General features: G+C 72.7%; 22 protein-coding genes. 16 read left to right on the top strand and 6 right to left on the bottom strand.

Annotation, left to right across the window (positions count from 1 at the left end):
* Positions 1 to 25: 25 nt before the first annotated feature.
* Positions 26 to 565 (bottom strand): hypothetical protein, encoded by a 540-nt coding sequence (locus tag HD595_RS26725; RefSeq protein WP_253773613.1) that lies wholly within the window; start codon positions 563 to 565, stop codon positions 26 to 28.
* 207 nt (positions 566 to 772) lie between these two features.
* Here HD595_RS26725 and HD595_RS26720 point away from each other — a divergent pair, with 207 nt between their 5' ends.
* Positions 773 to 1,291 (top strand): DedA family protein, encoded by a 519-nt coding sequence (locus HD595_RS26720; RefSeq protein ID WP_253773611.1) that lies wholly within the window; start codon positions 773 to 775, stop codon positions 1,289 to 1,291.
* A gap of 15 nt (positions 1,292 to 1,306) precedes the next feature.
* Here the strand turns inward: HD595_RS26720 and HD595_RS26715 are convergent, their stop codons facing one another.
* On the bottom strand, positions 1,307 to 1,498 hold the full coding sequence (locus tag HD595_RS26715) for a YegP family protein (RefSeq protein WP_253773609.1): 192 nt from the start codon (positions 1,496 to 1,498) through the stop codon (positions 1,307 to 1,309).
* Positions 1,499 to 1,743: 245 nt separating this feature from the next.
* Between HD595_RS26715 and HD595_RS26710 the strand changes: the two genes are divergently transcribed.
* The 4 genes from HD595_RS26710 (at position 1,744) to HD595_RS26695 (ending at position 6,378) form a co-directional block, all read left to right on the top strand.
* The gene (locus tag HD595_RS26710) at positions 1,744 to 2,514 is read left to right on the top strand and encodes a D-alanyl-D-alanine carboxypeptidase family protein (protein ID WP_253773607.1); all 771 of its coding nucleotides are present in this window, start codon (positions 1,744 to 1,746) and stop codon (positions 2,512 to 2,514) included.
* A gap of 107 nt (positions 2,515 to 2,621) precedes the next feature.
* On the top strand, positions 2,622 to 4,115 hold the full coding sequence (locus tag HD595_RS26705; protein WP_253773605.1) for an AAA family ATPase: 1,494 nt from the start codon (positions 2,622 to 2,624) through the stop codon (positions 4,113 to 4,115).
* A complete protein-coding gene (locus HD595_RS26700) occupies positions 4,112 to 5,308 on the top strand; it encodes a tetratricopeptide repeat protein (protein WP_253773603.1) in 1,197 nt (398 codons plus the stop codon). The genes HD595_RS26705 and HD595_RS26700 overlap by 4 nt, the downstream gene beginning before the upstream one ends.
* 275 nt (positions 5,309 to 5,583) lie before the next feature.
* Positions 5,584 to 6,378 (top strand): hypothetical protein, encoded by a 795-nt coding sequence (locus HD595_RS26695; protein WP_253773601.1) that lies wholly within the window; start codon positions 5,584 to 5,586, stop codon positions 6,376 to 6,378.
* A gap of 88 nt (positions 6,379 to 6,466) precedes the next feature.
* On the opposite strand, the gene HD595_RS26690 is transcribed toward HD595_RS26695, so the two are convergent.
* On the bottom strand, positions 6,467 to 6,730 hold the full coding sequence (locus tag HD595_RS26690) for a DUF4235 domain-containing protein (RefSeq protein WP_253773599.1): 264 nt from the start codon (positions 6,728 to 6,730) through the stop codon (positions 6,467 to 6,469).
* A 334-nt stretch (positions 6,731 to 7,064) separates the two neighbouring features.
* Here HD595_RS26690 and HD595_RS26685 point away from each other — a divergent pair, with 334 nt between their 5' ends.
* A complete protein-coding gene (locus HD595_RS26685) occupies positions 7,065 to 10,418 on the top strand; it encodes a glycoside hydrolase family 84 protein (protein WP_253773597.1) in 3,354 nt (1,117 codons plus the stop codon).
* 107 nt (positions 10,419 to 10,525) lie between these two features.
* Entirely contained in the window at positions 10,526 to 11,188 is a 663-nt protein-coding gene (locus HD595_RS26680; protein ID WP_253773595.1) for a rhomboid family intramembrane serine protease, read from the top strand.
* A gap of 9 nt (positions 11,189 to 11,197) precedes the next feature.
* On the opposite strand, the gene HD595_RS26675 is transcribed toward HD595_RS26680, so the two are convergent.
* Positions 11,198 to 11,842: a dihydrofolate reductase family protein gene (locus HD595_RS26675; protein WP_253773593.1), complete on the bottom strand. Its 645-nt coding sequence runs from the start codon at positions 11,840 to 11,842 to the stop codon at positions 11,198 to 11,200.
* A gap of 165 nt (positions 11,843 to 12,007) precedes the next feature.
* Between HD595_RS26675 and HD595_RS26670 the strand changes: the two genes are divergently transcribed.
* From HD595_RS26670 to HD595_RS26645, 6 genes are all read left to right on the top strand, one after another.
* The gene (locus HD595_RS26670) at positions 12,008 to 12,376 is read left to right on the top strand and encodes a YciI family protein (RefSeq protein WP_253773591.1); all 369 of its coding nucleotides are present in this window, start codon (positions 12,008 to 12,010) and stop codon (positions 12,374 to 12,376) included.
* 7 nt (positions 12,377 to 12,383) lie between these two features.
* Positions 12,384 to 12,737 (top strand): YciI family protein, encoded by a 354-nt coding sequence (locus tag HD595_RS26665; RefSeq protein ID WP_253773589.1) that lies wholly within the window; start codon positions 12,384 to 12,386, stop codon positions 12,735 to 12,737.
* A gap of 28 nt (positions 12,738 to 12,765) precedes the next feature.
* Positions 12,766 to 14,010: an RNA polymerase sigma factor gene (locus tag HD595_RS26660; RefSeq protein ID WP_253773587.1), complete on the top strand. Its 1,245-nt coding sequence runs from the start codon at positions 12,766 to 12,768 to the stop codon at positions 14,008 to 14,010.
* 44 nt (positions 14,011 to 14,054) lie between these two features.
* On the top strand, positions 14,055 to 14,684 hold the full coding sequence (locus HD595_RS26655; protein ID WP_253773585.1) for a GlxA family transcriptional regulator: 630 nt from the start codon (positions 14,055 to 14,057) through the stop codon (positions 14,682 to 14,684).
* Positions 14,681 to 15,439, top strand: coding sequence for an HD domain-containing protein (locus tag HD595_RS26650; RefSeq protein ID WP_253773583.1), 759 nt, complete (start codon positions 14,681 to 14,683; stop codon positions 15,437 to 15,439). Before HD595_RS26655 ends, HD595_RS26650 begins: the two co-directional genes overlap by 4 nt.
* 78 nt (positions 15,440 to 15,517) lie before the next feature.
* A complete protein-coding gene (locus HD595_RS26645; RefSeq protein WP_253773581.1) occupies positions 15,518 to 16,201 on the top strand; it encodes a carbonic anhydrase in 684 nt (227 codons plus the stop codon).
* Positions 16,202 to 16,313: 112 nt separating this feature from the next.
* On the opposite strand, the gene HD595_RS26640 is transcribed toward HD595_RS26645, so the two are convergent.
* Positions 16,314 to 16,982 (bottom strand): TetR/AcrR family transcriptional regulator, encoded by a 669-nt coding sequence (locus HD595_RS26640; RefSeq protein ID WP_253773579.1) that lies wholly within the window; start codon positions 16,980 to 16,982, stop codon positions 16,314 to 16,316.
* A gap of 90 nt (positions 16,983 to 17,072) precedes the next feature.
* Between HD595_RS26640 and HD595_RS26635 the strand changes: the two genes are divergently transcribed.
* Genes HD595_RS26635 through HD595_RS26625 form a run of 3 tightly spaced genes read left to right on the top strand, consistent with a single transcriptional unit; the run spans position 17,073 to position 20,004 of the window.
* The gene (locus HD595_RS26635; protein ID WP_253773577.1) at positions 17,073 to 18,020 is read left to right on the top strand and encodes a zinc-binding dehydrogenase; all 948 of its coding nucleotides are present in this window, start codon (positions 17,073 to 17,075) and stop codon (positions 18,018 to 18,020) included.
* Positions 18,017 to 19,399, top strand: coding sequence for an MDR family MFS transporter (locus HD595_RS26630; RefSeq protein ID WP_253773575.1), 1,383 nt, complete (start codon positions 18,017 to 18,019; stop codon positions 19,397 to 19,399). The genes HD595_RS26635 and HD595_RS26630 overlap by 4 nt, the downstream gene beginning before the upstream one ends.
* Complete coding sequence (locus tag HD595_RS26625) at positions 19,396 to 20,004, top strand: NADPH-dependent FMN reductase (protein ID WP_253773574.1); 609 nt, start codon at positions 19,396 to 19,398, stop codon at positions 20,002 to 20,004. Before HD595_RS26630 ends, HD595_RS26625 begins: the two co-directional genes overlap by 4 nt.
* 202 nt (positions 20,005 to 20,206) lie before the next feature.
* Here the strand turns inward: HD595_RS26625 and HD595_RS26620 are convergent, their stop codons facing one another.
* Positions 20,207 to 20,815 (bottom strand): RICIN domain-containing protein, encoded by a 609-nt coding sequence (locus tag HD595_RS26620; RefSeq protein WP_253773572.1) that lies wholly within the window; start codon positions 20,813 to 20,815, stop codon positions 20,207 to 20,209.
* Positions 20,816 to 20,861 lie beyond the last annotated feature (46 nt).

Raw genomic sequence — 20,861 nt, 5'->3', positions numbered from 1 at the left:
CGTCAGGCCGGCCTGTGACGATGCGTCAGCAGGTGACCTGGAAGCGCCTGCTCTTGACCGTGCCGGCGCCCCGCACGGACAGTTCGACGCGGTACCACCCCGGGTTGCCGGTGACGCGCGGCGACCAGTCGACGCTCTCCCGGGTCCCGGCGAACCCGTCGTGGTCCACCAGATAGTCGCGCCAGACGTGGCCGTCCGGGCTCAGGCGGGCCAGCCGCCAGGTGTACAGGGCGGTGCCGTGGGCGTCCGGGTTGACGACCACGCCCCTGGCCGTGAACGTCTTGGCGCACCCGGCGTCGCTGCGCGTCTCGGCGACCGTCACGGTGCCGGGTGCGGCCGGGGACACGCTCGACCCGATCGGCGTCGTCATCGGGCTCGTCATCGGCGTCGTCACGGGCGTCTCCCGGGCCGACAGGGTCACGGTGTGCTCGTCCCGTGGCGCGGAGCTCGCGGTGTCGTAGGCCGAGAACCCCACGTAGGCGGCGGTGAAGGCGAACGCCGCGACGAACACCTTGGCCGTGTTCGCCGTACCGCTGACCAGGACCGCGGTGCTTCTCGTCCCCATGATCGTGACTCCTCTTCGCTCACGTACAGGTGTAGGCGAGGACGATTGCGGGGCGGTTGCCGGTGACTTGCACCTTTTGCGGCGTCCGTGCAGGCCGCCGGTACGACAGGATGGAAGGCGCCGACGGCCGGACCGCTGTGGCAGGCATGCGAGGCGTGAACTAAGGTTAGGCTGACCTTTGTGCGAACTCGGGGGTGATGTTCCGCTATGTGGCGCCCGGCGCTGGCCGTCCCCTCCCCTGGTGAGCCGTTCTGGCTGGGCCTGCCGTACTGGCTGGTGGGCGTCGTCCTGATCGCGGCGCTGTTCGGGGCGTTCCAGGTCTACTACTGGGTCGGGCGCAAGCTCGGCGAGCGCCTGTACGACTCGAAGATCGGCGTGCGGCTGGGCCGCGAGCGCATCGCGAAGATCGAGGACGTCGTCGAGCGGTGGGGCGCGCTGGCGGTCTACGGCTGTTTCTGGGTGCCGATGCTGCGGCACACGCTGCCCTGGGTGGCCGGGGCGCTGCGGGTGTCCTATCCGTGGTACGTGGTGGCGAGCGCGCTGGGCTGCCTGACCTGGGCGCCGCTGTGGTGGTTCGGGCTGACCGCGCTGGTGTGGGGGTGGCTGCGCCTGGCCGCCACGTCGCCGGTGACAGCGGTGGTCGTGGGCGTGCTGGGGGTGGCGGGCGCCGTCGCCTTCGCCGTCTGGCGCCGCAGGAAACGCGCCGACAAGGCCCTCGTCGCCTGAGGACCCTTCTCCCCCTCACACGGCGAGGTGGGTGCGGTCCTCGATCGGGGCGTCCGGGGCGATCCGGCGCACCGACTCGATCCCGTTGACGCAGGCCGCCTTCGTCGCGAACCCCTCGCCGGCCGCGACCGTCTGCCCGTTCGCCGCCACCAGCGCGAAGCGGTACGTGCCCGTCTCGTCCCTGGTGATGAGGTACCTGCCCGTCATGTCGCCCCCGTTCGCCGTCGCCGGTAACGGCGGTTTACCCGGCACTGGTCCTTGTTGTCGCGTCTTTGAGACCTGGTTCGGCAAACGGAGGGTTGATCACCTGGGACCATATCGCCATGCGTATTGGGGGTTTCATCGGCTCTGCCGCTCTCGTTCTCGCCCTAGGGGTCGTCTCTCCGGCGCCCGCGGGCGCCTTGCCGGCCGTCCCGGCGCCGGCTTCCGCGCCGCACGGCGCGGTCCGAACCGTGTCGGCGGGGGTGCCGGCGGTCGGGGCGAAGGAGGCATACCTCGCCGATTCGACCGGAACGATCCACTTCAGCAAGCGGGAGACCCGCCGGGTCCCGGTGGCCAGCCTGGTCAAGGTCATGACCGCGCACGTGGTGCTGCGCGAGGCACAGCTCACCGACACCGTCGCGATCACCGCGGCGGACGTGCGTCACGCCACCAGCAACGGCGCCACCACGGCCGCGCTGAAGAAGGGCGAGCGGCTGACGGTCCAGGACTTGCTGTACGGGCTGATGCTGCCGTCGGGGGCGGACGCGGCCAACGCGCTGGCGCGCACGTACGGCCCGGGCATGACCGCGTTCGTGGCCAAGATGAACGCCGAGGCCAAGCGCCTCGGCCTGGCCGACACCCGCTACACCAACGCCGACGGCCTGCCGACCCCGGCCAAGGGCGGCTACTCGACGGCCGTGGACCAGGTCAAGCTCGCCGACATCGCGCTGGACGACGCGACGTTCCGGGCGGTCGTGGGCGCCGAGACGCACAAGGTGGCCAAGTCGGCGCTGCACCGGGCGCACACCTGGCGCAACACCAACAAGCTGCTCCAGCGGACCGACGGCGTGCTCGGCGTCAAGACCGGCTTCACGAACGACGCGGGGTTCTGCCTGCTGTTCGCCGCGGAGCGCGGCGGCCGGGAGGTGGTCGGCGTGCTGCTCGGCGACCAGAACGCCCGCCGCTTCAGCACCGCCGAGCGGCTGCTCGACTACGCGGGCGAGCAGATCGCCGGCGGCTGACCGGTTGCCTGCTCTGCCCCATGCGGTCCGGTGATCGGGGGATTTCGGTAGCCTAGCGAGCTCTAGGCTTGCCGACCGTAACCCGATCGACAGAAGGGACCGCGCGCGTGCTCGACGACGCCGGACTCCAGGCGCTGCGCGAGGCGGCGCGCCTCTCGCCGGACAACCTCCCTCTGCGACGGCACCTCGCCGACCAGCTCCTGGCCAAGGGGTACCTCGCGGAGGCCGAGGCCGAGTACCGCGCGGCGCTGGTGCTGGCCCCCAAGGACCCGGAGATCGCGGCCGGGCTCGCCGAGGCGTTCACCCGGCAGAGCGCGCACGGTCAGGCGCTGGCCGCGCTGGAGCCGTTCCTGGCCGTTCCCGGCTACCCGCCGCGGCTGGGCGTGATCGCCGCCCGCGCGCTGCTCGGGGAGGGGGACGCGCACGGCGCGGCCCGGCGCTACCACGAGGCGGTCTCGCGGGACCCGTCGCTGGCCGACGCGGACCTCGCTGCCCGGCTGACGCCCCAGCCGATCGCCCCGTCGGGCCCGTCCTGGGGGGCTCCCGCGGCGCCGGGCTCATCCTGGGGCGCTCCAGGCGCCCCCGTGGGGGCCGGGAACGCGGGCGGGGCGGCGTGGGGCGGCCAGGCCGGTCCGGGCTCCTCGTGGGGCGGCCAGCCCGGGTCAGGCTCCCCGTGGGGTGGCCAGGCCGGGCCGGGGCAGCAGCCCGCGGAGGGGCCCGGCGGCGCGCAGGTCGAGCGGTCCTCCGTCTCGTTCGCGGACGTGGCCGGCATGGAGGCCGTCAAGGAGGCGCTGCGCGTCAAGCTGCTCCTCCCGATCCAGCAGCCCGAGCTGTTCAAGGCGTTCGGCAAGCGGGCCGGCGGCGGCGTGCTGCTGTACGGCCCGCCCGGCGCGGGCAAGACCCACCTGGCCCGGGCCGCGGCCGGTGAGCTCGGCGCCGCGTTCGTCAACGTGGGCCTGTCCGACATCCTCGACATGTACATCGGCTCCAGCGAGCGCAACCTGCGGGCCGTGTTCGACCTGGCCCGGCGCAACCGGCCCTGCGTGCTGTTCTTCGACGAGGTGGACGCCCTGGCGGCGCGCCGCTCCGACATGCGCCAGGCGCACACCCGCCAGCTCGTCAACCAGTTCCTGGCCGAGCTGGACGGGGTGGACCAGCACGCCAACGAGGGCGTCCTGGTGCTGGCCGCCACCAACGCCCCCTGGTACATCGACGTGGCCTTCCGCCGTCCCGGCCGGTTCGACCAGCTCGTGTTCGTGCCGCCGCCCGACCACGCGGCCCGCGCCGCGATCCTGCGCATCCTCTGCCGCGACAAGCCGCTCGCGGAGATGGACTTCGACGCGGTGGCCCGGGTCACGGAGCTGTTCGCCGGGGCCGACCTGAAGGGCGTGGTGGACCGGGCGGTCGAGGCCAAACTGCACCAGTCGATCAGCGCCGGGCGGCCCATCCCGCTGTCCACGCCCGACCTGCTGGCCGCCGCGCAGGCCGTCAAGCCGGCCGCCGTACGCGAGTGGCTGGGCACCGCCCGCAACTACGTGATGCACGCCAACGACTCGGGGGCCTGGGACGAGCTGATGCCCTGGATCAAGCAGGTGCGATGACGCTGCCGTCCCCGCCCGAGGCCGGCGCGATCCAGCGGGCCCGGACGCTGCTGGAGCTGCGCCGCCCCGCGGACGCCGAGCGGGAGCTGCGCGGCGTCCTGGCCGAGGCTCCGGAGCACGCGACCGCGCACGCCTACCTCGCGGTCGCCCTCGACGCCCAGCGCCGGCATGGCGAGGCGATCACCGAGGCGCGCGAGGCCGTGCGGCTGGCGCCGGAGAGCTGGTTCACGCACTACGTCGCCGCCCAGGTCCACAAGGGGGCGGGCCTCCTGGCGGAGGCGATCGCGGCCGCGCGGGCATCGCTGGCCCTGTCCCCGGAGGAGGCGCTGACCTGGGAGGTACTGGCGCGCACGCACCTCCAGGCGGGCCAGTGGCAGGAGACGGCCGAGGCGGCCCGGCGCGGGCTGGCCGTGAATCCGGAGGAGTCCGACCTGGCGAGCCTGCTGGCGCTGGCGCTCGCCCGCCTGGGCGACGGCGTCCAGGCGCGCGCCACCGCCTCGCGGGCCATCGCGCTGAGCCCCGAGAGCACGCTCGCCCACCTCGCGTACGGGCACGCGGCGCTGGCGGCCGGCGACCCCGTCGAGGCCGCCGCGGCGTTCCGCGAGGTGCTGATGCTGGACCCCGGCTTCGACACCGCCCGCGGGCTGCTGCTGGCCGCGCTCAAGCAGCGCAACCCGGTCTACCGGACGCTGACCCGGCTGCGGGAGAGGTTCTTCGGCCGGGGGTGGCTGGTGCTGCTGCTGCCGGCCATGCCGGCGCTCATCGTCGTGTTCGTCCTCATCGCGCTGCTGCACTGGGGGGCGTGGGTGGCCGAGGCGTTCAGCACGCTGCGCCTGGCGCGGGGCAAGGCGACGAGGCTGATGTTCGGGAGCGGCGACGCACGGGTGGCCGCGCTGTGCTGCGCCCTGCCGGTCGCCGGCGCGGCGGTGCTGGCGACCGGGGCGGCGATGGGCCTGGAGGCCCTGTCGACGGCGGGCGGCGCGCTGATGGCGATGGTCACGCCCGTCCAGGAGGCCGCGCACACCGGCTCGCGGCGCGCCCGCGAGGTCCTGTACGGCTGGTCGGCGCTGCTGGCCGTGGCCGCCGTCGCGGCGGTGGCGCTGTCGGCGGCCCCGATGGCGCTGCTGACCGCGTACGCGGCCCTGTCGACGATCTGGATCGCCGCCGGAGTGCGACGCTTTCTCGGCACCTGACGGGAAATTTCGTCCTTAGCCCTTTATTCCGTTTTCCGGCGGCTTTCTCCGCGAGGAATACCGGCAATGGCATGATGCGCCGCTCCTTGACGCTTTTTCACCCTTGCTTTCCCTGTACGGGGAATTCCCATTCGGCGTGGCGTCATGGGGTGGCTCGCGGCAACTGTAAGCATCTTTACCGTCACACTGTGCTCGCACAGAGTGACGACGGGGGCCTTTTCCGGCCAATGGATTGACCGCGGCCGTCTGCCGCGTTCCGAGAGGAACGGAACCTCATGTTCACCAGTTCCCGAACCAGTACCAAGACCGACAGCCGGCCGGTCAAGGCGCTGCTGACGCTCGCCACGGCCGGAACCCTGTCCGTGGTGCTCGCCGCAAGCGTGGCCGCTCCGGCGTTCGCGGCGGATCCCAAGCCGGACAAGAAGCTCAGGAAGGCGGTCAGGGACCACGTCGTCTCCCAGCTCCACGACCGCGACGCGGACTCCGACGACTCGGACGACGACGACGCCGACGACGACAACACGGCCACCATCACCACGGACCACCACAGGCACCACAGGCGCCACCTCCACCTCGCCGGCGCGGGCGACGACTGCAACCGGGGAACCTTCTTCAAGATCCACTCCCTGGAGCCGCGGCACTTCTACATCCCGCGCACCCACTTCGTCGACGGTCCCGGCGGCTCGGTGACGGCCAGCGTCCACCGCGAGCACGAGGTCCTCGCCTTCGTCGAGGCGGACTTCGAGAAGCTGCGCTCCATCAGCACGGACCTCACGCCGGACACGATCATCCGCACGCTCATCAGGACGTCCATCCCGCACCTCGAGAAGCGGCACATGATCTTCACCGGCCACGACTACACGCACGACATCACCAAGGGCAAGTACGGCAACCTGTGGTACCGCGCCTTCGGCTACCGCATCCGCTGGGCCGTCCGGGCCCGGCTCGACACCTGCAAGGTGGTCCGCACCGCCCACGGCATCGCCGACATCCCGTCCGCTGTGGAAGGCTGGCGTTACTGGGAGACCGACAAGCCGATGTTCCACGGCAAGGTGCTCTCCGAGAAGTAACCGGAAAGCCCGAGCTCAGAACGACGGAGCCGGCCGCACCCCTCGCCAGGGGGTGCGGCCGGCTCCGTGCTTCCGCATGGCCGGCGGGTCAGTGCTTCACGTCGCCGGTGATCGTCCGGTGCCGGAAGGTTTGCGCGCCGGCGCGGTGCACGGCCGCCTTGACCAGTCCGAAGATGGCCCCCTGAACCGCCGCGGCGACGAGGATCTCGGTCCAGGTCCGGCCCAGGTCGCCGGCGTCGGGTGCGTCGTCCTGGCCGGAGGCCAGCTTCCACACCCGCTTGAACAGCGCGGCCGCCAAGGCGCCGCTGAGCATGCCCATCCCCAGCGACGCGGCTTTCTCCACAGGTTGCATCTCAACTCCTCACGACGGTGTCTGCCTGTGCCCCGTGTCACGGCGCTAAACACGCCCGGCCCTGGTGCCGTTGGTTGATATGCAGAGAAAAGCACCGGTCCACCGCCACCGCGACAATAGTTAATCGCCTCCGATATCCGTCCGAATTAGGTTCCTGGAGCCCGCCGAGCGGCGACCTCGGCCGGACACGGGAACCACGAACTGGTCTGGACCAGACGAGGACGCAGCCGGGCACTGGTATTGACCAGTGCGGAGCTAAATGATCGAATATGGGCGATTCGACCCTTGCCCGCCGGGTTTCGGATCTTGACTCCGGTTCTGCCCAGGAGGACGCTTGCCCCCCATCCGCCTGTTGGCCGGCGCGATCGCCACGGCGCTCTCGCTTCCCCTCCTCACCCTGACCAGCCCATCCGCGCAGGCGGCCACCGCCCCCATCAGCCCGCCCGCCCAGCGGGTGCAGGCCCGCGACGACGGTTTCCCCTTGACCCCGGTGGTCGGACTGGTCCGTACCGGACAGAGCGACCCCTCGGCGGAGGCGGTGGTCCGCCGCACCCTGGCCAGAGCCGGCGTCAAACAAGTGCGCGCCACCGACGGGACCGACCCCCGCACGCCCGTCACCGTCTGGCTCGGCGACGCCGCCGCCACGCTCGGCCGCCTCGGCGTCGAGGACGCCACCGGGCTGCCCGCCGAAGGGTACGTGCTGGCGGCCGGCCGCGACGCGAGCGGCCGCAAGCACGTCGTGCTCGACGGCGTCGACGCCGACGGCACCTACTACGCGGCGCTGACCTTCCAGCAGCTCGTCCGCGAACACCCCGGCAACGACCGGGTGCCCGGCATCGAGGTGCGCGACTGGCCCGGCATGCGCTACCGGGGCTCCGTCGAAGGCTTCTACGGCACGCCGTGGACCCACGAGGAGCGCCTGGCGCATCTCGACTACCTGGCCGCGCACAAGATGAACACCTACGAGTACGCGCCCAAGGACGACCCCTACCACCGCGACCGGTGGCGCGAGCCGTACCCAGCGGACAAGCTGGCCCAGCTCGGCGAGCTCATCGGGCGCGCGCGGACGGGTCACGTCGACTTCACCTTCGCCGTCTCGCCGGGCCTGTCCGTCTGCTACAGCTCGCCGGGCGACGTGGCGGCGCTGCTGGCCAAGTTCGACGCGCTGTACGCGCTCGGCGGGCGGTCGTTCACCATCGCCCTGGACGACATCGACTCGGGCCGGTGGAACTGCGACGGCGACCGCTCGAAGTACGGCGCGCCGGGCGGCGCGGCGGCCGGCCGGGCGCAGAGCGAGCTGGTCAACGCCGCGCAGGCGTGGGCGGCGGGCAAGGGCGACGTCGCGCCCGTGCAGATGGTGCCGACGGAGTACTACAACGTCACCGAGACGGCCTACAAGAAGGCGCTGCGCGAGCTCATGGGCCAGGACGTCATCGTGCACTGGACCGGCACCGCCGTCGTGCCCGAGAAGATCACCAAGGCGCAGGCGGCCCAGGCGAGGAAGGTGTTCGGGCACCAGATCCTGGTCTGGGACAACTACCCGGTCAACGACTACGCCGGGGGGCGGCTGCCGCTGGCCCCCTACGACGGCCGGGAATCCGGTCTGTCGGAGCACCTGGCCGGCATCATCTCCAACCCGATGAACCAGCCCTCCGTCAGCCGCATCGCGCTGTACTCCTTCGCCGACTTCGGCTGGCACGACACCGCGTTCGACGCCGAGCAGTCGTGGCTGCGCGCGCTGACCGAGCTGGCCGGGGGCGACGAGGCCCTGATCCGGGCCCTGCGCGACTTCGCCGACCTGAACGTCTTCGACGGCCGCCTGCACCGCGCGCAGTCGCCCCGGCTGGCCGCCGAGGTCGCCGCGTTCTGGCCGGCGTGGCGCGAGGGACGGCCGACCACGCTGCGGGAGCGGACCGAGCGCCTGGGCGCCGCGGTCCGGCGGATCGACGAGAGACTGCCCGACCGGGCGTTCGTCGCCGAGGCCGGGGCCTGGCTGCGGGCGGCCGAGCTGTGGTCGAAGGCCATGGTGAAGGCTCTCGACGTCCTGCGAGCGGTGCGGGACGACGACGGCGGGAGCGCCGTACGGGCCGCCGACCAGGCGCGCGAGCTGGTCGCCGCCGCGAACGCCGTCCGCGACACCCGCGTTCCCCACGACGCCCAGGCCCCGCGCGTCGGCGACGGCGTGCTGGACAGGTTCGTCACCGACGCGCTCGCCGAGCTGGACCGCTGGATCGGCGTCACGGCCACCAGGCCGCGCGCCACCACCAGCCTCGGCACCTACCAGGTCAACACCCCCGACCGGATGGTCGACGGCGACCCGGCCACGTTCTACTGGAGCAACAGCTCGCCGGGCTCCGGCGACCACGTCACCGTCGACCTCGGCGCCTCCCGCGCGATCGGGGAGGTCACGCTGCTCATGGGCAAGCCGGGGAGTCCGAACGACTACATCCACGCGGGAGCGCTGGAGGTCTCCCGCGACGGCGTCACCTGGACGCGGCTGGCCGCGGGCACGACCGCCGAGGTCAAGGTGACGGCGCCCGCCGGGACCGTGGCCCGCTACGTGCGCTACCGCGCCACCGCCGCCAACAGCACCTGGCTCGTGGTCAGGGAGTTCACGGTCCAGGTGAGCGACGACTCGGTCACCGGGATCACGGTCAGCGGCACCCCGGCCGGCACCGATCCGGGCCTGGCGGCCGACGGAGACCTGGGCACCGCGTACACGGCGGGCACGGCGCCGGCCCGGGGCGACGCGCTGCTCGCCACCCTGTCCCGGCCGCGGCTGGTCGATCGGGTCGTGGTCGTCGGCACCGGCTCGGCCGAGGTGCAGGTGCGCGCCGACGGCCAGTGGCGGCCGATCGGGCGGCTCTCCGGGCCGTACACGGATCTCGATCCGCAGGACGTGCGGGCCGACGCCGTCCGGCTCGCCTGGGCGAGCGGCGGGCAGCCGCCGCGGATCGCCGAGATCGTCCCCGTCTACGGCGACGGCCCCGCCGCCGCCCTGATCGCGGATCCCGCGGCCATGGACGCCACCAAGGGCGCCGAGGCGACGGTCGGCGTCACGTTGGTCTCCGAGCGCGCCGCCGACGTCACCGGAACGCTCGGCGTGACCGGGCCGGAGGGCTGGCGGGTGCCCGGGGACCGGCAGGTCACCGTGCCCCGGGGAGCAGGACTGACGCTGCCGGTCGCGTTCACGCCGGCCGGGTCGGGCACCCTGCGGATCACGTTCACCCCCAGCCGCGCGGAGCCGGTCGAGGCGCAGGTGACGGTCACCGCGCACCGTCCGGCCGGCGACGCCGACGTCGCCCTGAAACGGCCGGTGACCGCGTCCTCGGTCGAGGGCGGCACCTCCTTCGCCGCCGCCAACGCGGTGGACGGCGACCCCGCCACCCGCTGGTCCTCCGGGCGCGCCGACGGCGAGTGGCTGGCCGTGGAACTGGCCCAGCCGGTCGACGTGGCCAGGGTGACGCTGCGCTGGGAGGCCGCGTACGGCTCGGCGTACCGGATCGAGGGCTCCGCGGACGGCGCCACGTGGCAGCCGCTGGCCACGGTCTCGGGCGGGGACGGCGGCATCGACACGCTCTGGCTCGACGAGCCGAACCAGACCCGCTTCCTGCGGATGCAGGGCGTCAAGCGCGCCACGAGCTACGGCTACTCGCTGTGGGAGCTGGAGGCGTACCCCGCGTCCTGACCGCGTCGCGGCCTCGACGTCCGCGGTCGTGCCGGACACCCGATTCGTGATCTTCCGCCCCGATACTGGTGCCGCTCGTGAGCCGCGGACAACCAGGGAGGAACCAGGTGGACGCCAAGGGGCGTACGGCCGAGATCATGGTCGCGGAGGCACGCAAGGCGTTCTGGGTGATGGTCGCGTTCCTGGCCGTCATCTGGGTCGTGCAGATCGTCAACTGGACGTCGGGGTACGCCCTGAGCCGGGACTACGGCGTGCAGGCATGGCATCCCGTGACCCTGCCGAACACGCTCTCGGCCCCGTTCCTGCACTGGAGCTGGGAGCACATCGAGGCCAACTCCGGCCCGCTGTTCATCTTCGGATTCCTGTCGGCCTACCGGGGCGTGGTCAGGTTCCTCAGCGTGACGGGGCTCATCGTCCTGGTCAGCGGGCTCGGCGCCTGGTTCACCTCCGACCCGGACGGGATCGGGGTGGGCGCGAGCGGCGTCGTCTTCGGCTACTTCGGCTACGTGCTGGTGCGCGGGGCGTTCGACCGGCATCTGATCGACATCGTGGTGGGCGTGGTCATGGCCCTGTGCTTCGCCTACCAGTTCACCGGGCTGCTCCCCCAGGAGGGCGTCGGCTGGCAGGCTCACCTGTTCGGCTTCCTCGCCGGTGTGGTGGGCGGCTGGGTGTTCCGCGACCGCGGCGGCCGTTCCCGGCCGGCCGCGGCCTCCCCGCAGCAGAGCCCCAGGTCGGCGCTGCTGAAGGAACTGGACGACCTGGGGCTCTGACGAGGGCCGTCAGCGTCTCCAGAACAGCAGGTGGGTGACCCCGCTCGGGCTCGGTACCGTCTCCAGGTGGAAGCGGTCGAGCAGCTCGGCGGGGCTGTCCCACAGCCGTTCGCCGCGGCCGAGGTCCACGGGAGCGACGGCGACGTGCATCGTGTCGACCAGGTCGGCCTCGAGGAACTCGCGGATCGTGGCGACCCCGCCGCCGAGGCGCACGTCCCGGCCGTCGGCGGCCCGCCTGGCGCGGGCCAGCGCCTCCTCCGGCGTCGCGTCGAGGAAGTGGAAGGTGGTGTCGGCCAGGGTGAAGGACGGGCGTTCGTGGTGGGTCAGCACGAACACCGGCGTGCGGAACGGCGGCGTGTCCCCCCACCATCCCCGCCACTCGTGGTCCTTCCAGGGACCGCGCTGCGGGCCGAACTTGTTGCGCCCCATGATCTCCGCCCCGATGTTGCGGGTGTGCTCGCGGGTCATGTAGTCGTCCAGGCCGCGGGTGCCGCCGGGTTCCGTACGGTTGACCCAGCTCGCGGTGGCGCCCGCCCACGACCAGAGCGGGACGGGGTCCGCGTGCCCGAAGGGCCGCTCCAGGCTCTGCCCCTCGCCGGCGCCGAACCCGTCCCGCGATACGGTGAAACAGGTCACTCTCAACAGCTGCGACATGCGTCCTCCCCTACCGGTGGAACGCCCATGCGGGGCGTCCCGTCGGGGATGGTCGGAGCAGCGGGAGGATTTCTTGCGGTCCGGACCGCAAGAATGCGGCATCGGCGTCGACTCCATGGTGAACGGCGCCTCAAAGGCGCCGCACCGGCTGTCGAAGGAGACGACGTGAAGTTCTTGTTGATCATGCATGGCAATCCGCTGGTCTGGGACGCGCTGACCGCGGAGGAGCGCGACGAGGTGATGAGCGGCCACGGCGCGTTCATGGAGACCGTCAAGAAGTCCGGGGAGATGATCGGCACCGTCGCGCTGGCCGACCCGGCGCAGAGCTCCGTGGTCAGGGTCCGGAGCGGCGTCGCGGCCGTGACGGACGGTCCCTACCTCGAGGCCAAGGAGTACCTCGGCGGCTACTACCTGGTGGAGTGCGACAGCAGGGAGCGCGCGCTGGAGCTGGCCGCGCTCATCCCGGACGCCGGCGTCGAGGGCCTCGGCGTCGAGGTCCGGCCGGTGGTCTACGCGGGCACGGCGGACGACTGAGCACGCGGTGAAGTTCCTGCTGAACCTCTACCTGGACGCGGCGGACCCGCCCGGGGAGCGCTTCGACGAGGACTTCCTCGCCGCGGCCTGGCAGGCGGGGGAGCTCGTCAGCGCTCACGCGTTCGCCGATCCGTCCATCGGCGTTGTCGTACGGGTCCGGGAGGGCGTGGTGAGCGTGACCGAGGGCCCGTACCCGGGGACCTCGGATCATGTCGTGGGCCAGTACGTGCTCGACTGCGAGAGCCGGGACCGCGCGGTGGAGCTGGCCGCCCTGATGGCGGGCGCCCGGCCCGGCGCGCGCCACCTGGCCGGCGGCGTGGAGGTGCGCCCGCTGATGGACGCGGCCGGGATGGAGATGTGAGGCCGATGGGCTCGCCCGGGACGCGGACGTGAACGCGTCCGAACGCGTCGAGGACCTGCTGCGCGAGCTGGCGCCGCAGGTCCTCGGCGTGCTCCTGCGCCGTCACGGCGGGTTCGAGGAGTGCGAGGACGCGACCCAGGAGGCGTTGCTCGCCGCGGCCACGCAGTGGCCCGGCGGCGGCGTCCCGGAGAACCCGCGGTCCTGGCTGGTCACCGTCGCCTCGCGCCGCCTGGTGGACCAGGTGCGCAGCGAGCAGGCCCGCCGCCGCCGCGAGGTCACCGCGGCGGTGCGGGAGACGCCCGGCGCCGGCCTCGCCCCGGCCCCCGGCGAGGAGCGCCCGGGGGGCCACGACGACACCCTCACGCTGCTGTTCCTGTGCTGCCATCCGGCGCTGACGCCCGCCTCCCAGGTGGCGCTCACGCTGCGCGCCGTCGGCGGGCTCACCACCGCCGAGGTGGCCCGGGCGTTCCTGCTGCCCGAGGCCACGATGGCCCCGCGCATCAGCCGCGCCAAGCAGCGGATCAGGGCCGCCGGCGCGTCGTTCGAGCTCCCGGCCGTCCACGAGCGCGCCGCGCGCCTGGACGCCGTCCTGCACGTGCTCTACCTGATCTTCAACGAGGGCTACACCGCCGGGTCGGGCCCCGACCTGCACCGCGGCGAGCTCACCGAGGAGGCGATCCGGCTCACCCGGATGGTGCACCGCTCCCTGCCGGACGACGGTGAGGTCGCCGGGCTGCTCGCGCTGATGCTGCTGACCGACGCCCGCCGCGCGGCCCGCACCGGCCCGGACGGCGGCCTCGTGCCGCTGGCCGAGCAGGACCGCGGCCGATGGGACACCGCCATGATCGAGGAGGGTGCCGCGCTGGTCACCGGCGCGATGTCCGCCTCGCCGCTGGGCCCGTACCAGCTCCAGGCGGCGATCGCGGCGCTGCACGTCCAGGCGCCGCGGGCCGAGGACACCGACTGGGAACAGATCCGGATTTTGTACGGAATCCTCACCCGCATCGCGCCGAACCCGATGGTCACCCTCAACCACGCCGTCGCGGTCGCGATGACCCGCGGCCCCCTGGCCGGGCTCGCACTCCTGGAACCCCTGGACGGCGATCCCCGGATCGCCCGCCACCACCGCCTGTCCGCCGTCCGCGCCCACCTGCAGGAGCTGGCCGGCGAGCACACGGCCGCGCGGGAGAACTACCTGCTGGCGGCCCGGCGCACCACGAGCCTGCCCGAACAGCGCTACCTGCGCGACAGGGCGGCCAGGCTGGACCGGTAGGAGGCCGCGCTCACCGGCGGGCGTAGCGGGCGATGATCACCCCCATGGTCGTCGTGACGCTCCCGGTGAGGTCCGCCTGCGCGGACCTCGGATCCCGGTTCCCGCGGGTCACCGTGGAGCCCGACGCCATCTTCGTCCGCGACGGGCCGGTCGTGACCTCGGCGGGCGTGACCGCCGGCATCGACCTGGCGCTGGCCCTCGTCGAGGAGGACCACGGACCGGACCTCGCGCGGGCGGTGGCCAAACACATGGTCGTGTTCCTGCAACGGCCGGGCGGTCAGTCCCAGTTCAGCGTGCGCGCGGCCGTTCCCACGACCCGTCACCCGGCGCTGCGCCGCCTCCTGGACGCGATCGCCGCCGAGCCGGCGGCGGAGCACACCCTGGCCTCGATGGCGGCGCAGGTCACGGTCAGCGAGCGTCATCTGACCCGGTTGTTCCGCCGTGAGATCGGGCTGGCCCCCGGCCGGTACGTCGAGCGGATCCGGGTGGAGGCCGCCCAGGTCCTCCTGGAGAGCACGGCCGACGGCGTGGCCGCGATCGCCCGCAGGTGCGGTCTGGGCTCCGACGAGACGATGCGCAGGACGTTCCTGAAGGTCCTGGGCACCACGCCGACCGCCTACCGGCAGCGCTTCCGCACCTCCCCTTCACCCACGACCCCCGAGGAGACCTCATGAGCTCGTCCCCGAACCGCCGCACGGTGCTGGGAGCCGGCCTGGCCGGCGCGGCGGCCCTGGCCGTCGGCGCGCCGGCCGCCGGGGCCGCCGCCGAGAGCAGGCCCGACGACCTGTCCTTTCCCGCCACGCGCCTCGCCAGGGCGGCCCGGCGGCTGGTGACCGAGGCCCAGCAGCCGTTCCTGCGCAACCACAGCCTGCGCGGCTTCCTGTTCGCCCGGGCGGTCGCCGAGAAGGCCGGACGCCGGCCGGGCCGCGACTACGACGCCGAGGTCATGTTCCTCATCTGCGTGCTGCACGACATGGGGCTGACCGAACGCGCCGACACCGGCCAGCGCTTCGAGGTGGACGGCGCCGACTTCGCCGCCCGCTTCCTGGAGAGGCACGGCATTACCGACGCCCGCGTCGACACCGTCTGGGACGGCATCGCCCTGCACACCTCCTACGGCATCAACGCCTCGCCGGTGTTCCTCCGCCGCCGCCCACCGGAGATCGCGATCGCCCACACCGGCATCGGCATCGACCTGACCGGCGGCCCGAGCGACCTGCCCAAGGGATATGCCGAACGGGTGAACGCCGCCTACCCCCGTCATGGCGGCGCGCGCGCCCTGACCGACGCGATGGTCGCGCAGTGCCTCGCCGACCCGCGCAAGGCGCCGCCCATGACCCTGCCGGGCGAAGTCCTGCACCAGTTGCGTCCCGAGGCTCCCTACACGACCTGGCAGGACTTCCAGGACGCCAGCGGCTGGCACGACTGACCAGGCAGTGTGATCACTGTTACACCTTCTGGCGTGACGCCATGAGTCGGCCCATACTCCTGTTTCATGCCAAATAACATGATCAACCGTCGGGTCCTGCTGCGCGCCGGCATCGTGGCCGGCGGCCTCCTGGCCGGTGCGACCACCGCGGGTTCCGCCGCCTCCGCGCGCACCGCGGACCAGCGGCCGTCCACTCCGGACGAGGCGTGGGCGGCCCTGCGCGAGGGCAATCGTCGCTGGGTGGACGGCACCACGACCCACCCGCACCAGGACGCCGCCCGGCGCAGGGAGGTGGCGCAGAAGCAGGACCCGTACGCGGTCGTGTTCTCCTGCATCGACTCGCGGGTCGCTCCCGAGCTGGTCTTCGACACCGGACTGGGCGACCTGTTCGTGGTGCGGACGGCCGGGCAGACCATCGACCCGCTGGTGACGGGCGCCGCCGAGTACGGGCCGGCGGAGCTCGGCACCCCGCTCGTCGTCGTGCTCGGCCACCAGCGCTGCGGAGCCGTCACGGCCGCCGCGGAATCCCTGCGCAAGCACAAGAAGCTGCCCGGCGAGCTGAGCACGATCGCCTCCTCGCTGCGGTCGGCGTACACGCGCTCGGGCGGCGACGTCGACAAGATGATCCGCGTCAACACCGTCGACGTCGTGAGCCGGCTCAAGAAGGACAAGCTCTTCGCCCCCCGCATCGCCCAGGGCAAGCTCAAGGTCATCGGCGCGTACTACTCGATCGACACCGGCGAGGTCACCCGCCTCGTCTGACCCGCGCCTCCGGCGACCGGGCGCTGTCGCCGCGTCAGACCGTGACAGGCGATCGCGGCGGCAGCCACCACGTCGAGCGAGCGGGAACCGTTGTCCACGACGCGCGGCGAGATCAGCCGGTTTCGTGTGTCCAGCGTTCGGTGAAGAGCCGGTCAGTGGGCGGGCCGCCGGGCAGCGGACGCGGGTGGCAGGCGCGCAGGCCGTCCACGGCGATGGCGAGCACGCGCCGGTGAGCGTCGGCGGCGGCTTCGAGGAGGTCCTCGCGGCCCTGCTTGCGTAGCTGGTCCAGGGCGGGCGATCTGCCGAACTGCTCGATCAGCAGCGAGATGTCGACGACGGTGACGTCCGGCCTGAGCACGCGGGCCTCGTGGGCGCGCGCGACGAGCGCGGCGAGCAGTTCGTCCGAGTGGTCGGATTTGGCCTGCATCTCCTTGGTGACCTTGATGGTGCCGGCGATCGGGGCGAGCGAACCTTGGCCGAACTCGACGCAGGCGACGATGAAGGAGGCCAGCCCTTCCCATGGATCGTCCTCGGCGAGACCGCGTTCGGCGGCTTGGTTCCAGCTGTCCAGGGACAGCTCGGCCAGCCGCTGGAACAGCTCCTCCTTCGTGCGGTAGCGGCGATAGAGGCTGCCGATGCCGACCCCGGCGGCCGCCGCGATGGCCGCGACCGTGGCGTGCGCCCCGTCGTCCGCCAGGACCTGGCGTGCGGCCCGCAGGAGGGCCCGATCGTTGCGCTCGGCCTCCGCCTGCCGAGGGCCGCGGCGCTTGGGTTCGGTCATGTCGGCAGCATACCGAACTTGCGGAGCGAATTACTCCGGTTGTATGGTCCGCTTCAAGCGGAGCGTTTTGCTCCTATTGAGGAGGAAGTCATGCGTGCTGTGGTCATGGATCGCTTCGGCGGGCCGGAGGTGCTGCGCCTCCAGGAGGTCGAGGACCCGGTGCCGGGGCCGGGGCAGGTGCTCGTGACGGTGGACTACGCCGGGATCACGTACGTCGAGACACAGGTGCGGGCCGGCCGCGGTCCCGCGGCCCACCAGCGGCCACCCCTTCCGCGCGTCCCCGGCAACGCGGTCGGCGGGCGCGTCTCGGCCGTCGGGCCGGGGACCGACGCCGCGCTGGTCGGACAGGCCGTGGTGACCACGACCGGCGGCACCGGCGGCTACGCGGAGCTGGCCGTGGCCCCGGCGGAGAACCTCGTCCCCGTCCCCGCGGGGGTGACGCTGCGCGACGCGGTGGCGCTGCTGTCCGACGGGCGGACCGCCGTGCTCCTGCACCGGCAGGCCGAGGTGCGTCCGGGCGAGTGGGTGCTGGTGGAGGCGGCCGCCGGCGGCGTCGGCAGCCTGCTGGTCCAGCTCGCCGCCGCGTCGGGGGCGAAGGTCGTCGGCGCCGCCCGCGGTCCGGGCAAGGAGGCGTTGGTCACCTCGCTCGGCGCTCTGGCTTACGTCGACTACTCGAAACCGGGCTGGGAACGCGAGGTCGCCCAGATGAGCGGAGGCGTCGACCTCGTCTTCGACGGGGTCGGCGGCGTCGTTGGCGCGCAGGGCATGCGCGCCGTGCGGCCCGGCGGCCGGGCCAGTGTGTACGGCATGGCCTCCGGCTCCTGGACCGAGCCGGCCCCGCATGTGACGGTCGTCCCCGGCGGGGGCGCACCCACCCCGGCGGAGACCCGGGCGCTGGCGGCGGAGGCGCTCGCGCACGCCGCGGCCGGTCGGCTGCGCCCGGTCATCGGCCAGACCTACCCCCTGGCCGAGGCCGCCGAGGCGCACCGGGCGATCGAGGCCCGCGCCACGGTCGGCAAGACTCTGCTGATCCCGTGAGCACGCCGGACACGAGCCCGGCGCCCGCCGCCACGACCGACCGCGCCCTCCTGCCGCTGACGGCGACGGTCCTGGTGGGCGCGATGGCGGCGCTGCTGGACACCACCATCGTCGCGGTGGCGCTGGACGAGCTGGCCAGGGACCTGTCCGCGACGGTGACGGCGATCCAGTGGGTCACCACCTCGTACGTGCTGGCGATGACCGCCGTCATTCCGCTGGTGGGCTGGTCGGTCGGCCGCTTCGGCGCCCGCGCCGTGTGGCTGACGGCCCTGGGGCTGTTCCTGGCCGGGTCGATCCTGTGCGGCGCCGCGTGGTCGGCGAGCTCGCTCATCGCCTTCCGGACGCTGCAAGGGCTGGGCGGCGGCATGATCCTGCCGATGACGCAGCTCGTCCTGGCCCGGGCCGCGGGACCCGAGCGGCTGGGCCGGGTGATGGGCAGGGTCGGCTTCGTCGGGCAGATCGCGCCGATCTCCGGGCCCGTGCTCGGCGGCGTGCTGATCGACGGCTGGGGCTGGCGCTGGGTCTTCTTCGTCAACGCGCCGCTGATCCTGCTCTCGCTGGCCATGACGTGGCGGTGGTTCCCCCGGGACGAGGCACGCGACGAGCGTCGTCTCGACCTCGTCGGGCTGCTCCTGCTGCCGGCCGGGGTGGTCCTCCTGCTGCACGCGCTGACCGGCCTGGAGGCGCGGGCCGGGATCGGGACCGCGACGCTGACGGCGGCGGCGGGGGCCGCTCTCCTGGCCGCGTTCGTCGCGCGCTCGCTGCGCCGGGCCGAGGCGAGCCTGCTCGACCTGCGGCTCTTCACCGACCGCTCCTTCCGGTCGGCGACGGTCATGATGTTCGTCCTCGGCGTCACGAGCTGGGGGCCGATGTTCCTGCTGCCGCTGTACTACCAGCGGCTGCACGACCTGTCCGCGCTCGACGCCGGGCTCGCGCTAGCTCCCCAGACCCTCGGCGTCGCGCTGGCGTCCCTGCTGGCCGGACGGTACGCCGACCGGCTGCCGCCGCGTCCGCCGGCCCTGGCGGGGATGGCCGCGGCCACCGCGGGCACCCTTCCGTTCGTCTTCGCCACCCCCGGCACCGACACCCTCCTGCTGAGCGCGGCCCTGCTCCTGCGCGGAGCGGGATTCGGCGTGGCCGCCCTGCCCGTCAGCGTCGCCGTCTACCGCACGCTGCGCCCGGCCGCCATCCCGCACGCCACCAGCGCCGGCACCGTCGTGCAACGGATCGGCGCCGCCACCGGCACCGCGCTGATGGCCGTCATCCTCCAGGCGGGCGGCTTCGCCGCGGCCCTCACCTGGATGTTCATCCTCACCGCGACCGGCCTGGTCATGGCCGCGAGCCTGCCCGGCCGCGAATCACCAAGGACGTCCCCATGATCAAAGTAGGCATCATCATCGGCAGCACCCGCCCGGGACGCAACGGCGAGGCCGTGGCCCGCTGGATCCACGAGCTGGCGACCGAACGGGACGACGCCTCGTACGAGATCGTCGACCTCAAGGACTTCCGGCTACCGCACCTGGACGAGGCGCTGCCACCGGCGATGGGCCGCTACGCCAACGCGCACACGAGGGCCTGGGCCGCCACGATCGACTCCTTCGACGCGTACGTGTTCGTCACCCCCGAGTACAACCACTCGACGTCAGGCGTGCTCAAGAACGCCATCGACTTCCTGTACGCCGAATGGCACAACAAGGCCGCCGCCTTCGTCAGCTACGGCAGCGCGGGAGGCGTCCGAGCCGTGGAACACCTACGCCTGATCATGGGAGAGCTGCATGTCGCCGACGTACGCACCCAGGTCGCGCTGTCCCTGGCCACGGACTTCGAGAACTTCCAGGTCCTCACCCCGGCCGCCCACCACGCCGGCGCGGTCACCGCCATGCTGGACGAGCTCCTCGCCTGGGGCGGCGCCTTGAGGACACTGCGCCACACGCGGCAGGCGAGACGCACGTCGGGGGCCGCGGCACCGGCGCGGTGTGGATGAACTGGCCGGAGTCGGGCTCGTGGTGCTCTCGGCCGCGCTCCACCGGGAACGCCCGGCCTCCTCCACCCACGATCGGATCGGGAGATGATCCCACTCTGCCGGGACCAAGGGGTGCGCGTCATCCCGTGGAGCCCGCTGGCACGCGGCCCGCGTCCCGACGAAGCGCGAACAGGACGGCCCCGCAGGGCGGGTTTCCCAGTTCTCACGCCGAGCTCCACTGTTGCTGAGCACCGCCATGGCAGGTGAACTGCAGGATCCCGGCGCCGTTCCCCATGCCGGAAGTCCCGTCCGCCTGGTTGACCTCCATGCACAGATCGCTGCGCCTGTTCCTGAACTGGAAGTGGCCGCCGCCCAGGTAGATCTGCCGCCAGTGTTGCTGGAGGCCGTGGTGGCAGGTGAACTGGACGATCCCGGTGCCGTTCCCCATGCCGGAGGCCCCATCCGCCTGATTCGGTTCCAGGCATTTCCCGCTGCGGGCGTTGATGAATGAGACGTACCGGATATTGCCGGCCCCGTCCAACTCTTCGGCGAACAGACTCCACTGTTGCTGAGCGCCGGTGTGGCAGGTGAACTGCAGGATCCCGGTGCCGTTCCCCATGCCGGAAGTCCCGTCCGCCTGGTTGACCTCCATGCACAATTGGCTGCGCTCGTTCTTGATCCTGATGGGTGAGGCCGCCGCATGGAGTGCCGCCGACCGGGCGATGCCGACGGACGTGTCGGTGGCGGCGTTCGCGGCCGTCGCCCCACTTCCGAGCAGGATCGGCGCCACCGCCAGAACACCCGCGAGGCAGCTTCTTGTGATCGGCTTCATCGGCTCCCCTTCTGATCACCGGCCGGTTGACGACCCGCTACTCAGA

Source organism: Nonomuraea roseoviolacea subsp. carminata (assembly GCF_024172185.1).
Lineage (GTDB): Bacteria > Actinomycetota > Actinomycetes > Streptosporangiales > Streptosporangiaceae > Nonomuraea > Nonomuraea roseoviolacea.
This window is presented reverse-complemented; position numbering and strand designations above follow the sequence as displayed.

What these genes read in the sequence shown, in the direction of transcription:
- HD595_RS26725 (WP_253773613.1), bottom strand. Translation starts at nt 565, where the DNA reads ATGGGGACGAGAAGCACCGCGGTCCTGGTCAGCGGTACGGCGAACACG.
- HD595_RS26720 (WP_253773611.1), top strand. Translation starts at nt 773, where the DNA reads ATGTGGCGCCCGGCGCTGGCCGTCCCCTCCCCTGGTGAGCCGTTCTGG.
- HD595_RS26715 (WP_253773609.1), bottom strand. Translation starts at nt 1,498, where the DNA reads ATGACGGGCAGGTACCTCATCACCAGGGACGAGACGGGCACGTACCGC.
- HD595_RS26700 (WP_253773603.1), top strand. Translation starts at nt 4,112, where the DNA reads ATGACGCTGCCGTCCCCGCCCGAGGCCGGCGCGATCCAGCGGGCCCGG.
- HD595_RS26695 (WP_253773601.1), top strand. Translation starts at nt 5,584, where the DNA reads ATGTTCACCAGTTCCCGAACCAGTACCAAGACCGACAGCCGGCCGGTC.
- HD595_RS26690 (WP_253773599.1), bottom strand. Translation starts at nt 6,730, where the DNA reads ATGCAACCTGTGGAGAAAGCCGCGTCGCTGGGGATGGGCATGCTCAGC.
- HD595_RS26675 (WP_253773593.1), bottom strand. Translation starts at nt 11,842, where the DNA reads ATGTCGCAGCTGTTGAGAGTGACCTGTTTCACCGTATCGCGGGACGGG.
- HD595_RS26655 (WP_253773585.1), top strand. Translation starts at nt 14,055, where the DNA reads ATGGTCGTCGTGACGCTCCCGGTGAGGTCCGCCTGCGCGGACCTCGGA.
- HD595_RS26650 (WP_253773583.1), top strand. Translation starts at nt 14,681, where the DNA reads ATGAGCTCGTCCCCGAACCGCCGCACGGTGCTGGGAGCCGGCCTGGCC.
- HD595_RS26645 (WP_253773581.1), top strand. Translation starts at nt 15,518, where the DNA reads ATGATCAACCGTCGGGTCCTGCTGCGCGCCGGCATCGTGGCCGGCGGC.
- HD595_RS26640 (WP_253773579.1), bottom strand. Translation starts at nt 16,982, where the DNA reads ATGACCGAACCCAAGCGCCGCGGCCCTCGGCAGGCGGAGGCCGAGCGC.
- HD595_RS26635 (WP_253773577.1), top strand. Translation starts at nt 17,073, where the DNA reads ATGCGTGCTGTGGTCATGGATCGCTTCGGCGGGCCGGAGGTGCTGCGC.
- HD595_RS26625 (WP_253773574.1), top strand. Translation starts at nt 19,396, where the DNA reads ATGATCAAAGTAGGCATCATCATCGGCAGCACCCGCCCGGGACGCAAC.
- HD595_RS26620 (WP_253773572.1), bottom strand. Translation starts at nt 20,815, where the DNA reads ATGAAGCCGATCACAAGAAGCTGCCTCGCGGGTGTTCTGGCGGTGGCG.